Annotated in this window: 14 protein-coding genes; 11 read left to right on the top strand and 3 right to left on the bottom strand. The window is 64.0% G+C overall.

What is annotated here, in order from left to right; genetic code table 11:
* Positions 1-178: 178 nt before the first annotated feature.
* Positions 179-832, bottom strand: coding sequence for a hypothetical protein (locus ACT2BZ_RS03060; protein ID WP_457939193.1), 654 nt, complete (start codon positions 830-832; stop codon positions 179-181).
* Between the two features lie 459 nt (positions 833-1,291).
* On the opposite strand from ACT2BZ_RS03060, the gene ACT2BZ_RS03055 reads away from it, so the two are divergent.
* Entirely contained in the window at positions 1,292-2,020 is a 729-nt protein-coding gene (locus ACT2BZ_RS03055) for an MBL fold metallo-hydrolase (protein ID WP_457939191.1), read from the top strand.
* A gap of 188 nt (positions 2,021-2,208) precedes the next feature.
* Complete coding sequence (locus ACT2BZ_RS03050; RefSeq protein WP_457939190.1) at positions 2,209-2,985, top strand: alpha/beta fold hydrolase; 777 nt, start codon at positions 2,209-2,211, stop codon at positions 2,983-2,985.
* Here ACT2BZ_RS03050 and ACT2BZ_RS03045 read toward each other — a convergent pair.
* Entirely contained in the window at positions 2,982-3,479 is a 498-nt protein-coding gene (locus tag ACT2BZ_RS03045; RefSeq protein ID WP_457939189.1) for a hypothetical protein, read from the bottom strand. The genes ACT2BZ_RS03050 and ACT2BZ_RS03045 overlap by 4 nt on opposite strands.
* Here ACT2BZ_RS03045 and ACT2BZ_RS03040 point away from each other — a divergent pair.
* From ACT2BZ_RS03040 to ACT2BZ_RS03025, 4 genes are all read left to right on the top strand, one after another.
* Positions 3,462-3,791: a hypothetical protein gene (locus ACT2BZ_RS03040; protein ID WP_457939188.1), complete on the top strand. Its 330-nt coding sequence runs from the start codon at positions 3,462-3,464 to the stop codon at positions 3,789-3,791. The two genes, ACT2BZ_RS03045 and ACT2BZ_RS03040, sit on opposite strands and share 18 nt — an antisense overlap.
* A gap of 119 nt (positions 3,792-3,910) precedes the next feature.
* The gene (locus ACT2BZ_RS03035) at positions 3,911-5,893 is read left to right on the top strand and encodes a hypothetical protein (protein WP_457939186.1); all 1,983 of its coding nucleotides are present in this window, start codon (positions 3,911-3,913) and stop codon (positions 5,891-5,893) included.
* 9 nt (positions 5,894-5,902) lie between these two features.
* Positions 5,903-8,038 carry a type I secretion system permease/ATPase gene (locus tag ACT2BZ_RS03030; protein ID WP_457939185.1) on the top strand — a complete coding sequence of 712 codons (2,136 nt, stop codon included), beginning with the start codon at positions 5,903-5,905 and terminating at the stop codon, positions 8,036-8,038.
* Between the two features lie 9 nt (positions 8,039-8,047).
* Entirely contained in the window at positions 8,048-9,385 is a 1,338-nt protein-coding gene (locus ACT2BZ_RS03025; protein ID WP_457939184.1) for an HlyD family type I secretion periplasmic adaptor subunit, read from the top strand.
* A gap of 292 nt (positions 9,386-9,677) precedes the next feature.
* On the opposite strand, the gene ACT2BZ_RS03020 is transcribed toward ACT2BZ_RS03025, so the two are convergent.
* Positions 9,678-10,346: a GntR family transcriptional regulator gene (locus ACT2BZ_RS03020; protein WP_457939183.1), complete on the bottom strand. Its 669-nt coding sequence runs from the start codon at positions 10,344-10,346 to the stop codon at positions 9,678-9,680.
* 147 nt (positions 10,347-10,493) lie between these two features.
* Between ACT2BZ_RS03020 and dctP the strand changes: the two genes are divergently transcribed.
* From dctP to ACT2BZ_RS02995, 5 genes are all read left to right on the top strand, one after another.
* Positions 10,494-11,489, top strand: coding sequence for a TRAP transporter substrate-binding protein DctP (gene dctP / locus ACT2BZ_RS03015; RefSeq protein ID WP_457939182.1), 996 nt, complete (start codon positions 10,494-10,496; stop codon positions 11,487-11,489).
* Positions 11,490-11,561: 72 nt separating this feature from the next.
* Positions 11,562-12,059 (top strand): TRAP transporter small permease subunit, encoded by a 498-nt coding sequence (locus ACT2BZ_RS03010; protein ID WP_457939181.1) that lies wholly within the window; start codon positions 11,562-11,564, stop codon positions 12,057-12,059.
* Positions 12,056-13,372, top strand: a complete 1,317-nt coding sequence (locus tag ACT2BZ_RS03005; protein WP_457939180.1) for a TRAP transporter large permease — start codon at positions 12,056-12,058, stop codon at positions 13,370-13,372. Before ACT2BZ_RS03010 ends, ACT2BZ_RS03005 begins: the two co-directional genes overlap by 4 nt.
* Entirely contained in the window at positions 13,369-14,706 is a 1,338-nt protein-coding gene (locus tag ACT2BZ_RS03000; protein ID WP_457939179.1) for a malonyl-CoA decarboxylase, read from the top strand. The genes ACT2BZ_RS03005 and ACT2BZ_RS03000 overlap by 4 nt, the downstream gene beginning before the upstream one ends.
* A complete protein-coding gene (locus ACT2BZ_RS02995; protein ID WP_457939178.1) occupies positions 14,696-16,243 on the top strand; it encodes a malonate--CoA ligase in 1,548 nt (515 codons plus the stop codon). Before ACT2BZ_RS03000 ends, ACT2BZ_RS02995 begins: the two co-directional genes overlap by 11 nt.
* The last annotated feature ends 90 nt before the right edge of the window (positions 16,244-16,333 follow it).

Here is a 16,333-nt window from a genome sequence, read left to right as displayed (position 1 = left end):
CCTAGCGGCCTGCCCGCAACAACGCGGCAGCGTTCATTGCGTTGCACCAGAACAAAGCCCGGGGTCGTGTGCAAGTGATTGCCTGAAAATCCCGGCAAATCGACCGGGCCCAACCCCGAAAGGCGGGGCTGGGGAATGGCCCGCCCGGCCAGGGCGCGCCATCGGTTGCACCCGCTGTCTAGTCGGGAACGGCGGTCAGGATGTCGCCCAGGCCGCCCCGGCCCGAGCCGCGTCTGTGGCCGGACGAGCCTTTGCCAGGGCCAGCGCTGTAGCCGAAGGATTCCATCTTGTAGAGGCGCCGCTTGTGGCGGTATCCGTCGTAGAAATCATCACGCCGCCACTGCCGGCGATCGTCGCGGTGGCGGCGAAAATGCCTGGGGCCCTTGTGGTCGCCATAGGCATATCCGTCGCGATCATGGCTGCGGTTGTAGCCCAGCCGCTGATCCGGTCCCGCTCGATTATAGCCCAGCCGTTCGCCCGGACGCGCCCGCTTGTAGCCCAGCCGGTCATCCTGGTGGTGGCGGCGGGCGAAGCGCTTGTCGCGATCGCGCCGGTGCGCCTGCCTGGGACCGTCATGGTGGCGCCGCACCTGTTTCTGGCCCTCATGATGCCGGCGGAACTTCTCGCCGCGGCGATCCCGATGCCTGTCGCGGCGGATGATGCGCGCGCTGTCGGGGGCGATGCCGTCGCCATCGTCGACCTGGACCACGTGCGAGGCGGATGTCGAGATGTCGGGAACAATGGCCGGCGTGGCGCTCGCTGGCGCAAGGGCGGCAATCGAAAATGCGCCGGCAACCGCCGCCGCGCAAATTCCAGTCAGAAACCGTGTCATGATGGCAAACCTCCAAGCACACATACTGTTACGCCGCGTCCGGAACGGTTGCATATAGAGCTGGTTCCGCCCGAAACAAGAATACGCGCCGTTGGACCGCATCGCAATATTGCGGGAATTTGCGATTTCGCATTGCGTTAACGGCGCGGGGAATGGAATTGCCCGCAACTAGCCTTGGGGTTGCCCATGGCGGCCCAAGGAGGCAGTCTCTTCATTGCCGCATGCCGGGCGGCCAGGCGGTCCTTGTGGCGGTGCCGGCCGTCGCGCTGACGCTTGCCGGCGCCATCGGCTTCTCATCGGGTCGCTGCTGATGCTGCCGGAGGCCGCGGCGGCGCAGGACTAGCGCGTGCCGAAGCCTGCTGGCAGAAATTGCAGGCCTGTGCTTGATGGATGGCTGCAAGCTGCCTCCGCTCAGGGGGGCGGCGCTATGGCGCGCGACGTGAACGGGATTTGATTGCGATGCCGACCGGCTGGTTCTCTAAGACAGCGATCGACGCCGATACAACGATGCTGACCGAGCCCTTCGTGCACGATTTCGTGCGCGCCAACATCTGGCACGTCCGGGGCCGGGATGCCGACCTGCTGGTCGATACGGGCATGGGCATCATGCCGCTGGCGCCGCATATCGATATGCCGGCCGGCAAGCCGCTGATCGTGGTGGCGACGCATATCCACCTCGACCATGTCGGTTCGCTGCACGAGTTCCCGCTGCGCGCCGGCCCCGCGCAGAGCGCCGCCGATTTCGCAACCATGCCCGACAGGGCGACTTATGCCGACATGTATCGCGGCCTCGACGGCGCCGTCGCCCGGCTGCCCAGACCGGATTGGCGGTCAGAGGACTACCGGGTCGAGCCTGCGCCGCTGGGGCGCAGCCTCGCGGAAGGCGACATGGTGGACCTCGGGGACCGCCGCTTCACGGTCCTGCACCTGCCGGGCCATTCGCCTGATTCCATCGGCCTGTTCGACGAGGCCGACGGGTTGTTCATCAGCGGTGACGCGATCTACGATTCGGACCTGATCGACGACCTGCCGGATTCCGACCGCGAGGCCTACCGGGCAACGATGCGGCGGCTGCTCGACCTGCCGGTGCGCGTCGTGCACGGCGGGCACGGTCCGAGTTTCGACCGCAGCCGGATGCGGGAAATCGCCGCCGATTACCTCAAGCTCGGCGAGGCCGCAAAGCCGTAGCCGCCACTGTCCCTGGACCGGCAAGGGTTGCGATCCACATGCCCCTTGATTGCGTCGCCGGATCGGAGAAACGTGCGAATTGCAAAGAACCGATCTTCCGTTCGGTCCATGGTCGCGGACGAACCCGAGCGGGAAGCCTGTCGGTCGCGTCCCGCTCCCGGTCAAGAACATTAAATGGAGAAGCTGCAATGAGCTTTGTGAAAACCAAGGACGGCGTCGAGATATTCTACAAGGACTGGGGCCCGAAGACGGCCCAGCCCATCCATTTCCATCACGGGTGGCCGCTGAGCGCCGACGACTGGGACAACCAGATGCTGTATTTCCTCGACAAGGGCTTCCGCGTCGTGGCGCATGACCGGCGCGGCCATGGCCGTTCCTCGCAGGTCAGCGAGGGGCACGACATGGACCACTACGCCGCCGACGCCTCGGCCGTGGCCGAGCATCTCGACCTGCGCAACGCTGTGCATATCGGCCATTCTACCGGTGGCGGCGAGGTCACGCGCTATGTTGCCAGGCATGGCCAGCCGCAGGGCCGGGTCGCCAAGGTCGTGCTTGTCTGCGCGGTACCGCCGATCATGGTCAAGACCGAGGCCAATCCAGGCGGCCTGCCGATCGAGGTCTTCGACGGCCTGCGCAAGGCGCTCGCCGACAATCGCGCGCAGTTCTACATCGATCTCCCGGCCGGCCCGTTCTACGGCTTCAATCGCCCCGGCGCGAAGATCTCCCAGGGCACCATCGACAATTGGTGGCGGCAGGGCATGATCGGCAGCGCGAAGGCGCATTACGAGGGCATCAAGGCCTTTTCGGAAACCGACCAGACCGACGACCTCAAGGCGATCGACGTCCCGACCCCGGTGACGGCGGCTGGGCCAAGGCCTATGGCGGCGACAGCGGCAAGGCTTCCGGTGGCGATGCGCTCAGCGCAGCGCTCTCGCATGGCGGCAACGGCTCCGGTACGGGCCTAGGCCTCGGCGGTCTCGGCGTCGGTGTAGGCGTCGGCGCTGAAGGCGAGAATGCCGGCAGTGGCGGATCCGGCGGTAGCGGCGGCCAGGCCTATAGTGGAACCGGAGGCTCTGGCACCGGCGGTGCTGGCGCAGCTGGCGGCGAGGCCGGTGACGGCGGCGATGCAGCTGCCGCGGCAGATGCGGCCGCTGCGGCGGACGCTGCTGCGGCGAGCCTGGGTGGTGCGGCGGCCGATGCAGCCGCTGCTGCTGATGCAGCGGCTGCTGCCGGGGGCGCCGGTGGCGCTGCTGGCAACGGCGGCAACGGCGCAGCCGGAACAGGTGGCGCAGGTTACGGCGGCATAGCTGGTGACGGCGGCAAGGGCGGCAGCGGTGGCGACTCCGAAGGCGGCTCGGGCTTCGGCTTCGGCGCCGGTCATGGTGTCGGCATCGGTGCAGGCAAGGGCATCGGCGGTGATGCCGGAGCCATCTCGGCCGCAATGGGCGGCAATGCCCACAGCGGCGATGCGTTCGGCGGCATTGCGACAGGCGGCCATGGTACCGGTGGAGCCGGCGGCAATGGCGGCAATGGCGGCAACGCTACCAACGGTGCCGGTGGCGCCGGCGGCGATGCGGGAATGTGGGGAGCCTACAATGGCGACGACAGCTACGTGAACGGGCTGTCGGAAGCTTCGGCTGACGCAATCTTGGATACGACCGCGTTCAACCAGAGCATCGTCATGGGTGCCAACATCCTTGGCAATACGGTCGACATGACCGTGGTCGGTGGCAACTTCACCGAGACGCTGACGGGCGAAGACGGCGCCTGACACGCTTTCGGGGCGGGGCCAAAGGCCCCGTCCCATCTGCCGGAATGCGAGTCCCGCGAACGTACCGGCAAGAACAGTAGCAGCGGAAACTCGGGCACAGACCCAGTAAGGTTGCAAAAGTGTACACGCTCGGCATCACCGAAACGATCGCCCACTTTATCGGCATCTTCGAAATTTCGCTGGAAGAGGCCCGCGGTCGGGAAGCGTACGACGAATTCAGGGCTCATGCGGCGCTGGCCGAGGAAGAGGCAGAACTGAAGGTCTTCGACCCCAATCTGTCCGAGTCCTACACCCTTGTCGATGTCAGTGCGCAGATCCGGTACTTCCCTGGATTCGATCCTCTCGTCCTGATCGACATCAGCACCCATGCATCGGCAAATTATGTCGGGGTACCGCTTTCCAACCCCTGGTACACGACACCCGGGCGCCTTTCTCCTCCCCACTCCTCTGCGTCAGGCGGGACCGGCCGGCCGGCTCTGGAAATCGATCCGCCCGGTTCGATCGGCATCGTTGCGGTTCAGTCCAACTTCGCAACTGACCATGACATTCTGACGATGGGCGATGTCGAGGCAGACTGGCTCTCGACCGCCTTGTTCGACCAGGCAACCCAGTCACTGCGGGAGCAGGCCAGCCTGATCGATCCGATCGCCCCGCTGACACGGCCCGACTCCGAAGGGGCCGTGTCACGACTGGCCGACCAGCTTCTCGCAGAGCTGGCCGAACCGACACCGGCGGGTGACGAAATGGCGGAAGTGCACACGCATACCGGGTCCGGCATGCTCGGCATCCATGTCAACGGCGCGGCCGTCGACGAGGGGCCGGACTTTGCCGACTACCGCCCGCCGGAGGCTGACGAGGAGGAGGCCGAGAACGCGCCGTTCGTCGCCGGCGCCGGCGAGCTGGATTTCGTTGCCTCGATGGAACTTGGCGCCGGCCACAACGTGCTGATCAACGAGGTCTTCATCGGCAGCAGCTGGACCGTCTCTCCGGTGTTTGCGGTGGTTGGCGACAGCGTGACGATCAACGCGATCGTCCAGACAAATGTCTGGAGCGACAGTGACCGGATCGATGCGACATTCGCCTCCTGGGCGGACGCAGAAAGCGTCGAGACGACGGCGCTCAACATCGCGTCGTTCGTGGTGCAGGCAACCACGCCCGAGGACAGCGGCGAACAGGATGGCCCGACGGGATTCCCGAGCCACTGGGTCTTCACGACGATCACCGGCAATCTCTCCCTGATCAACTGGATCGAGCAATACAACTACCTGTCCGATCACGACATCATTACGGTCACGGCCCGGGGGTCGAAGGCTGTCGTGGAGGCCGGCGGCAATGTCGAGTTCAACACTTTCTCGCTGCTCGAACTCGGCTTCTATTACGATCTCGTGGTGGTCGGCGGCAGCATTTACCACGTCAATCTCATCGAGCAGCAGAACATCCTGTTCGACAACGACATCATCTCAGCCCTGCCTGGCTTCCAGACGACCGGCAGCGCGTCGTTGGCCACCGACGGCAATCTGCTCTGGAACGAGGCCCGCATCCACGTTGTGGGCCAGTCCGATTTCCAGGCAATGCCCGATCATTTCCGGACGGCGGCGGAGGGCCTTGCCAATGACGACCCTGGCGGCCTCGCAGGCGTCCTGCATGACGATGCTTTCGCCGGAATGAGCGCCCTGCGCGTTCTCTACGTGTCCGGAAACATCCTCGACCTGCAGTACATCAGCCAGACCAACGTGCTGGGAGATGCCGATCAGATCAGCGTCTTCGGCGAGGGAATAGAGGGCTTCGACGACACGGACTGGTCGATAACGACGGGCGGGAATGACCTGATAAACTCGGCCACCATTTACGATTCGGGCGTCGATTCCACGCTGTATGTCGGCGGTGACGTCTACTCGGAGGCGCTGCTCTACCAGGCCGAACTGATCTCCGACGAGCCCTTGCCGCTGCAACTGGCGGCGGCGTCAGACTCGCTGGCCAACGAGGCCGTGCTGTTCCTCGCCGACGGCATGCTGGAGATCGACTCCGCAGAGCCGGAGACCATTGTCGCCCCCACGTCGGATGTCGTCTCTGTCGACCCGATGCAGACAATGCTTGCGTGAGGTCGACGCATGACGCACCTCGGGCGCATCTCCAAAGATCCTGCAGCCGACGCGAAGCGTTCGCCGGGTGCATCGGAGTCGGAACTAGACCAGGCGCTGAAGCTGATTGAAGATGCGGTGTCCGACCTGATGACCGCGGCCGTCGACGCTGACGAGGACCCGCAGGAAGAGGGTGCGGACGCCCCCCCCAAGCCGCAGGCTGAACCGGAGGAGAGCGCCCCGGTTACGGAGCCGGAGGCCCGCCTGGAGAGCCCCAGTGTCACGCGCAGCGAAAAGCCGATCTCCGGCGCCAGGACGATCGACGGCGAGGCCGGGCCGGTCGAGGCACCGCCGGCGACCCATGCCGGCGGAGGACCACCCGGGAACAAGGGCGGCTCGGGCAATGGCGGTGGTGGTGGGGGCGGCGGCGGCCAGTTCCACAAGCGCCTCGGCCCTGTCGATTTTTCCAAGAGCCTGAAAGCCGGACTGCGCGCGGTCCGCCGCAACCTGGTGGCCGTGATGATCTTCACCAGCGCGACCAACGTCCTGGTGCTGGCGATACCCATCTACCTGTTCCAGATTTCCGACCGCGTATTGTCCAGCCGCTCGGTGGATACGCTGGTCATGCTGACCGCGGTGGTGATCGGCGCCGTCGTCCTGCAGGTCGTCTTCGATGCGATACGCCGCTTCATCCTGATGCGGACGGCCGTCGAGGTGGCAGCTCAGCTCGGCTCGCCGATACTCAGCGCGGCCGCGCGCGCAGCGCTGCACAGCAATGGCCGGGAATACCAGATTCTCGGCGATCTCCAGCAATTGCGCTCGTTCATCGTGTCCCCGACGCTGTTGTCCTTCCTGGATGGGCCGTTCGCGCCGCTGTTCGTCGTCGCCGTGTTCCTCATCCATCCGGACCTCGGCTACATCGTCGTCGCAACGGCCCTCGCACTGCTGCTGATTGCGGTGCTCAACCAGAAGATTACCGCCAGCCCGTTCGGGGAGGCCAACCTCCATCAGTCCAAGGCCAATCTTCACCTCGATTCGATGGCGCGCAATTCCCAGATCATCAACGCGCTGGCGATGATCCCGGAGGCGGTGAGCATCTGGGGCAAGGACACGGCTTCTTCGCTGCGCTCGCAGGTGCTGGCGCAGGACCGCAACATCGTATCGGCTTCGCTCTCGCGCGGCCTGCGCCTGCTGACGCAGGTAAGCATGCTGGGGTGGGGAGCGTATCTTGCGATCCTCGGCGAAATTACCGGCGGCATGGTGATTGCGGCATCGATCATCGCCGGCCGCGCCCTGGCGCCGATCGAGGGCGCGATCGAGGGCTGGAACCAGTTCCTGCTGTCGCGCGCGTCCTACGGGCGCATCGCGGCGCTGCTCAAGGCCTCGCCCTTCAACTTCGAAAGGCTGCAGCTGCCGAAACCGGAAGGCAGGCTGGACGTCGAGCGGCTTCTCTATGTGCCACAGGGGACCAAGTCGGTCGTTCTGAACGCCATCAGCCTCAGCCTGAGGCCGGGCGAGTCGCTGGCCGTCATCGGCGATTCCGGCGCCGGAAAGACCACGCTGGGCAAGATGCTGGTCGGCTCGATCCTGCCGACGTCGGGATGCGTGCGTCTCGACCTGATGGACCTGCGCAACTGGGACCAGCGGCAGTTCGGCGAAAACATCGGCTACCTGCCGCAGGACGTCCAGCTTTTCCCCGGATCGATCAAGCGCAACATAGCGCGCATGCGGGACGAAGCTTCCGACGCGCAGATATTCGAGGCGGCCTCGCTCGCCGACGTGCACGAGATGATCGCCTCCCTGCCACAGGGCTACGAGACGATTGTCGCGCAGGACGGTTCGCCGCTTTCGGGCGGACAGAAGCAGCGCATCGCGCTGGCGCGGGCCTTCTTCGGCAATCCGACGCTGGTCGTGCTCGACGAACCGAATTCGAACCTCGACACCAATGGCGACCGCGCACTGGCCCGGGCGCTCGATCACGCCAAGCGCCAGAACATCACTGTCGTCGCGATAACCCAGAAGCCTTCCCTCCTGAGCTGCGTCGACAAGATCATGCTTCTGGCCAACGGCGCCGTCTCCATGTTCGGCACACGGCAGGACGTGCTGAAGGCGCTGTCGGAACAGCAGAACCGCAACCGCTTGGGCGGCCAACCGAACTCCGCCTAGGAGCAACGCATGAACGCCCTCACCACGATCGACCATACGCAATGGTATGTGGACGTCCCCCGCTCAATCCGGGGACAGACAATCGTCGGGCTCCTCCTCCTCGTGCTGACGTTCGGAGGGTTCGGTGTGTGGGCGTTCACGGCCCCGCTGGCTGCCGCGGTGGTGGCTCAGGGGAGCTTCGTGGCGACGGGCCAGAACAAGATCATCCAGCACCTCGAGGGCGGGATCATCGACAAGATCTTCGTCGAGGAAGGCGACCATGTCGAAGAAGGCGACCCGATCGTTCGGCTCGACGAAACCGCGGCACGCGCGAACGAGAGGCAGCTGATCCTGCGGCGCGCCCGGCTGGAAGCGATCAATGCGCGCCTGCTGGCCGAGTACAATGGCGATGAAAAGGTCAACTTTCCGCGCTTCCTGCTGGACCAGCGCTCCGATCCGGAGGTCGCCGCCATCCTCGAGAGCCAGTCGCTCAGTTTCCAGGCGTCCCGGCGCAAGCTCGAGAGCGACCTCAGCCTGCTGCACAGCAACATGGAATCGCTGGAGCATCGCGCAAAGGGCTACATGCTGGAAAGGCAGGCCATGGTGCGGCAGGTCGTGCTGCTGAAAGAGGAACTGGCCGGGAAGCTGATCCTGCTGGATCAGGGCTTCATGCGAAAGCCGGAAACCAACGCGGTGCGGCGGGCTATCGCCGATGCCGAGGGACAGATTGGAAAGCTGGCCGCAGAGGCGTCGGAAACCGAGTCGCAGATCGAAAAGCATCGCGGCCAGCTGAAACAGGTCGAGGCAAGCTACAGGCAGGCGGCGGTGGATGAATTGCAGGCCATCGAAGCTGAACTCGACAGCGTGCGCGAGCAGACACGCAGCGCCGAGAACATCTTGCGCCGCGTCGTCATCGAAGCGCCGGTATCCGGGACGGTCGTGCGCATGCACTACCACACCTCGGGCGGCGTCATCGAAAGCGGCAAGAGCATCGTTGAGATCATTCCGACAGATGTACCGCTAATCATCGAGACGCAGATTGCCCGCACCGAGATCGACAGCGTTCGCGTCGGCCAACCGGTCGCGGTACGCCTGACGGCATTGAACCGCCGCACCACGCCGGTGCTGGACGGCAGCGTCTATTACGTCTCGGCCGATTCGATTCCCGATTCGAATCCCAGCCAGCCGCGCGAATTCTACGTCGCGCGGATCAGGCTGCCGTCGAGCGAACTGCGAAGGGTCCCCGGGTTCAGCCCGACGCCGGGCATGCCGGCGGAGATCATGATCAAGACCCAGGAGCGCACCTTCTTCTCCTATCTCAGCCGGCCGATCCTCGACAGCATGCAGCGCGCATTCCGGGAGCAGTAGCGGCCGAGCGCGCGATCGTATCCACGCGAGCGGGCGCTTTGCATTTCCGCCGGCCACACCATCGTCGAGGGAGTTCAGATCAGTCCTGAAGAGATCTCGCGGCAGGTCTCCACCAGGGTGTTGCGAATGTCCTCGAGCCCGCGATCATCGCGCGCCGGCTGATCGCCATCGACGTCAGCAGCGTGTTTCGCCTGGTGCGAGCCGTGCTGCCTGGCATGATCGCTCGGCGAAGCGGCTACATTATCGCAGGCGGAGCCTCAGCAACGCGTTGCGGTGCCGACTGCGAAATCCTTTATCCCGTCCTCACGGCCGCCAATTGCTGGAAATTCGCCATCAGGTCGTTGAACTTCTCGCCCTGGATGGCGACGTGGAGGCGCAATGCGGTGGCAGTGGCCTTGGAATCGGATCGCTGCAGCGCCGCAAAGATCGCCCTGTGTTCCTTCATCGATTGCGGCATGCGACCGGTAACGCGCAGCTGCATCCGCCGGTAGGGCTTCAGCCGCTTGTGAAGCCGGGCGGCCTCGCGTGCAAGAAAGCGGTTGCTGCTGGCTTCGTAGATCAGATGGTGGAACTTCTCATTCTCCCGATAGTACTCGTCGGAATCGCCTTGCTGGATGGCCCTCTCGCACGCCTCTATCGTCAGGTTGATGTCTGCGATCTGCTGGCTGGTTATGTGCCTCGCCGCCCGGAAACCGCACATCGCCTCGATCTCGGCCATGACCTCGAACATCTCGACAAGCTCGACAAAACCGGGATGGCGGATGAAGGCGCCCCGCCGGGCCTCCAGCGTCAAGAGACCGGATGCCGCGAGCGCCTGGAACGCCTCGCGTAGCGGCGTGCGCGAAACGCCGAACTGCTCGGCGAGCTTGACCTCGTCCAGACGTTCGCCATCGGCGAACTCGCCGGTGACGATCATCTGCTCGATGCGTTCGCGAACTGAATCTGCAATGCGTGTGCCCATGGCCCCATCATCGCCAATCCGTACCGAAATGCAAAGTTCTTCTTCTTGTATACAAGAAATTTGACTTTGCATCCAGAACATGGTCCGGTTGCAGGGTTGTCAGGACCGGAGGAGGTACCTGCGATCACAATCTCCTGGGAGGAAACCATGAAACTAGGACTATCCGCGCTTGCGGGCATGCTGGCCGCATCCATCGCATTGACGGCTTCCGCGCAAGCCGAAACCCTGAAGGCGTCACACCAGTTTCCGGGCGGCAAGGGCGACGCGCGCGACGAAATGGTCCAGCTTTTCGCCAAGGAACTGGCGGCGGCGGATGTAGGGCTCGATGTCCAGGTCTATCCGGGCCAGTCGCTCTACAAGGCCAAGGAACAGTGGGGCGCGCTGACCAAGGGCCAGCTCGACATTACCTCGTTCCCGCTCGATTACGCGTCGGGCCGCGTGCCGCAGTTTTCGGCTACCCTCATGCCGGGCCTGGTGCGCAACCATGACCGTGCCAAGCGGCTTAACGCATCGCCCTTCATGACCGACATCAAGAAGCTGATCGAAGACAATGGCGCGATCGTCATCGCCGATGCGTGGCTCGGCGGGGCCTTCGCCTCGAAGAAGAACTGCATCACCTCGCCCGACACGATCAAGGGTCAGGTGACGCGTGCCGCCGGTCCCGCCTTCGAGCAGATGCTGGTCGGCGCCGGCGCCTCGATCTCGTCGATGGCCTCGTCGGAAATCTACACCGGCATGCAGACCGGCGTACTCGATGCCACCAACACCTCGTCGGGGTCGTTCGTTTCCTACCGCCTCTATGAGCAGGTCACCTGCCTGACCGAACCGGGCGAGAATTCGCTCTGGTTCATGTATGAGCCGATGCTCATCTCAAAGGAAACCTACGACCGCCTGACGCCCGAACAGCAGGCCGCCGTGATGGCAGCCGGCAAGAAGGCTGAAGAGTATTTCGACAAGGAGGCCGCGGGCCTCGACGACAAGATGGTCGAAGCCTTCAAGAGCGCCGGGGTGGAGGTCGTTTCCATGTCGAAGGAGGACTACGACGCCTGGCTGGCGATCGCCAAGGAGACTGCCTACAAGGAATTCGCCGAAAAGGTGGATGGCGGGCAGGACCTGATCGACAAGGCGCTTGTCGTCGAGTGAGCCGATGAACGGGGGAGCCAGCCTCCCCCGCTTCCGTTCTCCCGGTCCCATCGCATCCGAGGTATCCCCGGAATGAAACGCTATGTCTCAATCGTCGAGGCGCTGTCGCGGCTTTGCGGAGTGGCGTCCATGCTCCTGATCGCGGCTTCCACCCTAGTGGTCTCGCAGATGGTGTTCATGCGCTATGTCCTCGGCGCCTCCACCGCCTGGCAGACCGAATTCGTGGTCTATGCGATGATCGCCTCCACCTTTATCGGCGCACCCTATGTGCTGCTGCTCAAGGGGCATGTCTCGGTCGATCTGTTGCCATTGATGATCGGCGGCCTCGGCAAGCGAGTGCTGGACGTTATCGCCGCGGTGCTGAGCCTGATGTTCTGCGCGCTGCTGGGCTGGTCGGGCTGGCATCACTTCTACGAAGCGCTGTCGAAGGGCTGGACCACCGACACGGTGTGGGCGCTGCCGCTGTGGATTCCGCTGCTGCCGCTGCCGCTCGGCGTCGCCATCCTCTGCCTCCAGTACATCGCCGAGATCTACAAGAGCTGGTCCGGCGTCGAGGTGCAGCCCGCATGAGCCCGCTGGAAATCGGCCTTCTCATCATGGTCGTGCTGATCGCGCTGTTCGCCATCGGCATGCCCATCGCCTTCGCGCTCGGTGCGGTCTCGATCGGCACATTGCTGCTGATCGACGGCTTCCGCTCGCTCGACATTCTCGGCGAGACCTTCTTCTCCGGCCTCAACTCGTTCACCCTGGTGGCGATCCCGATGTTCATCCTGATGGGATCTGCCGTGGCCAACAGCCCGGCCGGCAAGGACCTCTACGAGGCACTCGACCGCTGGCTCAACCGGGTTCCGGGCGGACTGGTGCTGTCCAATCTCGGCGCATGCTCGCTGTTTGCGGCGCTGTCGGGATCGTCGCCCGCCACCTGCGCCGCGATCGGCAAGATGGGTATCCCGGAAATGCGCAAGCGCGGCTATCCGGACGAAATCTCGGCAGGCTCGATCGCCGCCGGCGGGACGCTCGGCATCCTCATCCCGCCATCGCTGACCATGATCGTCTACGGCATCTCGACGGAAACCTCGATCGGGCGACTGTTTCTCGCCGGGGTGCTGCCCGGCATGATGCTGACGGCGATCTTCATGCTCTGGACGCTTTATTCCTGCTGGCGCAAGGGGCTGACGCTGTCGGATGTTTCACAGCACTATTCGCTGCGGCAGAAGCTCGAGATCCTGCCACGGGTCCTGCCGTTCCTGGCGATCATCGCGGGCATATTGTTCGTGCTCTACGGCGGCGTCGCCACGCCGTCGGAGGCGGCGGGCGTCGGTGCGCTGTTCTGCCTGGTGCTCGTGGTCGTGGTCTACAGGATGTTTTCCGTCGGTCCCTTCATTTCGATGTTCCGGGATTCGACCCGGGAATCGGTGATGATCATGATGATCATTGCCGCGTCCGAACTGTTCGCCTTCACCCTGTCGTCGACATTCGTCACCCAGAGCATCGCAGGCTGGATCTCCGACCTGGACGTCAACCGCTGGGTGCTGATGGGCATCATCAACCTGTTCCTGCTCATCGCCGGCTTTTTCCTGCCGCCGGTGGCGGTGATCCTGATGACGGCCCCGATCCTGCTGCCGATCATCACCAACGCCGGCTTCGACCCCTACTGGTTCGCCGTCATCCTGACCATCAACATGGAAATCGGGCTGATCACGCCACCGGTGGGCCTCAATCTCTACGTCATCAACTCCATCGCACCGGACATCTCGCTGGGCACAATCCTGCGCGGATCCCTGCCCTATGTGGGATGCATGGTCCTCGCCATCGTGCTTCTGTGCATCTTTCCGCAGATCGCCACTTTCCTGCCAACGCTCGTCATGGGAGGGGCGCTGTGAACCGCTCCGGATTCTTCTATGACCTCTTGTCGACCCTGTTCGACAGACCCCACCTGGCCCGCGTCAAGGGTGACGGGCGCTCGATCACCGCGCTCTGCGAGGATCTGATCGCCAGCTCCAGCGAGGGCGCGTCCCACAACATGGGCCAGCAGATCCTGTCCAGCTTCACCGAACTGACGCCGCAGGGCGAGATCGAGTTCTTCAACTACCTGACCGAGCGGATGGACATCGACGCCGACCGTCTGCAGCGGCTCTCGGCTGCCTATCAGGCAGACCGGTCACCGGAAAATCTTGCCAGCCTGCTTGCCGCCGCCGAGCCGAAACGGCAGGAACTTCTGCGCCGCATCAACCGGGTGCCTGGCGCCACCGGGGAACTGGTGAACATGCGCGCGAGACTGCTGCTGCTGTTGAAGGACAATCCGTCCTTCGGGCGCACCGACCTCGATTTCCAGCACCTGTTCGGCTCGTGGTTCAACCGCGGCTTCCTGGTGCCGCGGCGCATCAACTGGCAGAGCCCGGCCAACATTCTCGAGAAGATCATCAAGTACGAGGCCGTTCACGCCATCGACGACTGGGACGATCTGCGCCGCCGTGTCGAGCCTGCCGACCGGCGCTGCTACGCCTTCTTCCATCCCGTCATGCCCGATGATCCGCTGATCTTCGTCGAAGTAGCGCTGGTCAAGGGCGTGCCGGATTCGGTGCAGGCCATACTTGCCGAGAACCGCAAGGTACTCGACCCCGAGAGCGCAGACACGGCGGTGTTCTATTCGATCTCCAACTGCCAGGCGGGCCTGCGCGGCGTGTCGTTCGGCAACTCGCTGATCAAGCAGGTGGTCGAGGACCTGCGCGCCGAGGTGAAATCGATAGGTACCTTCGTGACGCTGTCGCCAATGCCCGGCTTCAATCGCTGGCTGCAGCAGGCTATCGCGAGAATGCCCACCCCGCCGGCCTGGGCGGACCAGATCGCTGCGGCCATGGAATCGGGGACGGCCGACGGCCTCGATGAACAGGCGCAATGGCTGCGCCGGCAAGCAGCCCACTACCTGGTCAACGAAAAGGACCGCCACGGCATGCCGCGGGATCCTGTAGCGCGGTTCCATCTCAACAACGGCGCGATGGTGCATGACATCCATGCTGGTGCCGACATGTCGGCAAACGGCGTGCGGCAATCCTGCGGCCTGATGGTCAACTACCTTTACGATCTCAAGAAGATCGGCCAGTTCCACGAAGGGTTTGCCGAAAACCATACGGTCTTCACGTCGAGGAGCGTCAAGACCCTGGCCGACGCGGCGGCCCCGAACAGCAGCGGCAGGATACTGATAAATGGCACGTAACCACCTCTTTGACGGACTGCTCGCCGACAAGCTCTCGAGCCCCGCCGCCCGCAAGGCCCTGTTTGCAACCCTGCCGGATGACGGTCGCCGCTATACCTACGGCGATGTCGAGGACGTCTCGGGCCGCTTCGCCAATGTGCTGGTCGAACTGGGGGTCGAACCCGGCGACAGGGTCGCCGTGCAGGTGCCGAAATCCATCGAGGCGATCATGCTCTACCTGGCGGTGGTGCGCGCAGGCGCGGTGTTCCTGCCGCTCAACACCGGCTACACGCCGGCGGAGATCGAATATTTTCTCGGCAATGCGACACCGCGCATCTTTGTCTGCGACCCCAGGAAGCGTGCCGACTACGAGGCGTTGACGGGCAGTCTCGGCATCGGGCTCGAGACCATGGGCGTCTGGCAGAACCACGACACCAGCGCCGGCTCGCTCAACGACGCAGGGCTTGCGGCACCGACCGGCTTCAACTCGGTTGCCCGGTCAGCCAACGACCTAGCCGCCATCCTCTACACGTCCGGCACCACCGGGCGCTCGAAGGGCGCGATGCTGAGCCACGCCAACCTCCTGTCCAACGCAGAGACGCTGGTCGACGTCTGGCGGTTCACTGCCGATGACGTGTTGCTGCATGCGCTGCCGATCTTCCACACCCACGGCCTGTTCGTCGCCACCAATGTCACATTGTGCGCCGGCGCGTCGCTGATCTTCCTGCCCGGTTTCAGCACCGAAGCGGTCATTGCCAATATTTCCGATGCGACCAGCATGATGGGCGTGCCGACCTTCTACACACGGCTGCTCGACGATGCCGGCTTTACCGGTGACCTGGTGCGCCACATGCGGTTGTTCATTTCCGGCAGCGCGCCGCTGCTGGCCGAAACCCATGTGCAGTTCGAAGAGCGCACAGGCCACCGCATCCTTGAGCGCTACGGCATGACAGAGACCAACATGAACACGTCCAACCCCTATGAGGGGGAACGCAGGGCCGGCACTGTCGGTTTTCCGCTGCCGGGGGTCGATTTGCGCATTGTCGATGCCGAGAGCGGCAAGGCGCTGCCGCAAGGCGAGATCGGCATCATCGAGGTCAAGGGCCCCAACGTCTTTTCCGGCTACTGGGAAATGCCGGAAAAGACCAAGGAAGAGTTCCGCGACGATGGCTTCTTCATTACCGGCGATGTCGGCGTGATCGATGCCGACGGCTACGTGCAGATCGTCGGCCGCTCCAAGGACCTGATCATTTCCGGCGGCTACAACATCTATCCCAAGGAACTGGAGCTGCTGCTGGACGAGGAGGATGGCGTGCTGGAATCGGCCGTCATCGGCGTGCCGCATGCCGATTTCGGCGAGGGTGTCGTGGCTGTGCTGGTGCCAAAGGCCGGGGCCACGCTGGACGAGGCGGTGATCCTGGAGAGGATCAAGCCGAAGATTGCCCGCTTCAAGCAGCCGAAGAGAGTCGTCATCATCGATGACCTGCCGCGCAACACGATGGGGAAAGTGCAGAAGAACGTTCTGCGGGACGCTTTCAAGTCGTTGCTTCAGGAATAAGTCGGCCCGTTCGGCCAAGCCACGCCAATGGCGCCGCCAGGCCGAATTGCTTCCCCACGAGCGGCGCTGGACGCTACAGTGTGTCTTTAT

The sequence above is a fragment of the Mesorhizobium sp. 10J20-29 genome, assembly GCF_054130485.1.
This window is presented reverse-complemented; position numbering and strand designations above follow the sequence as displayed.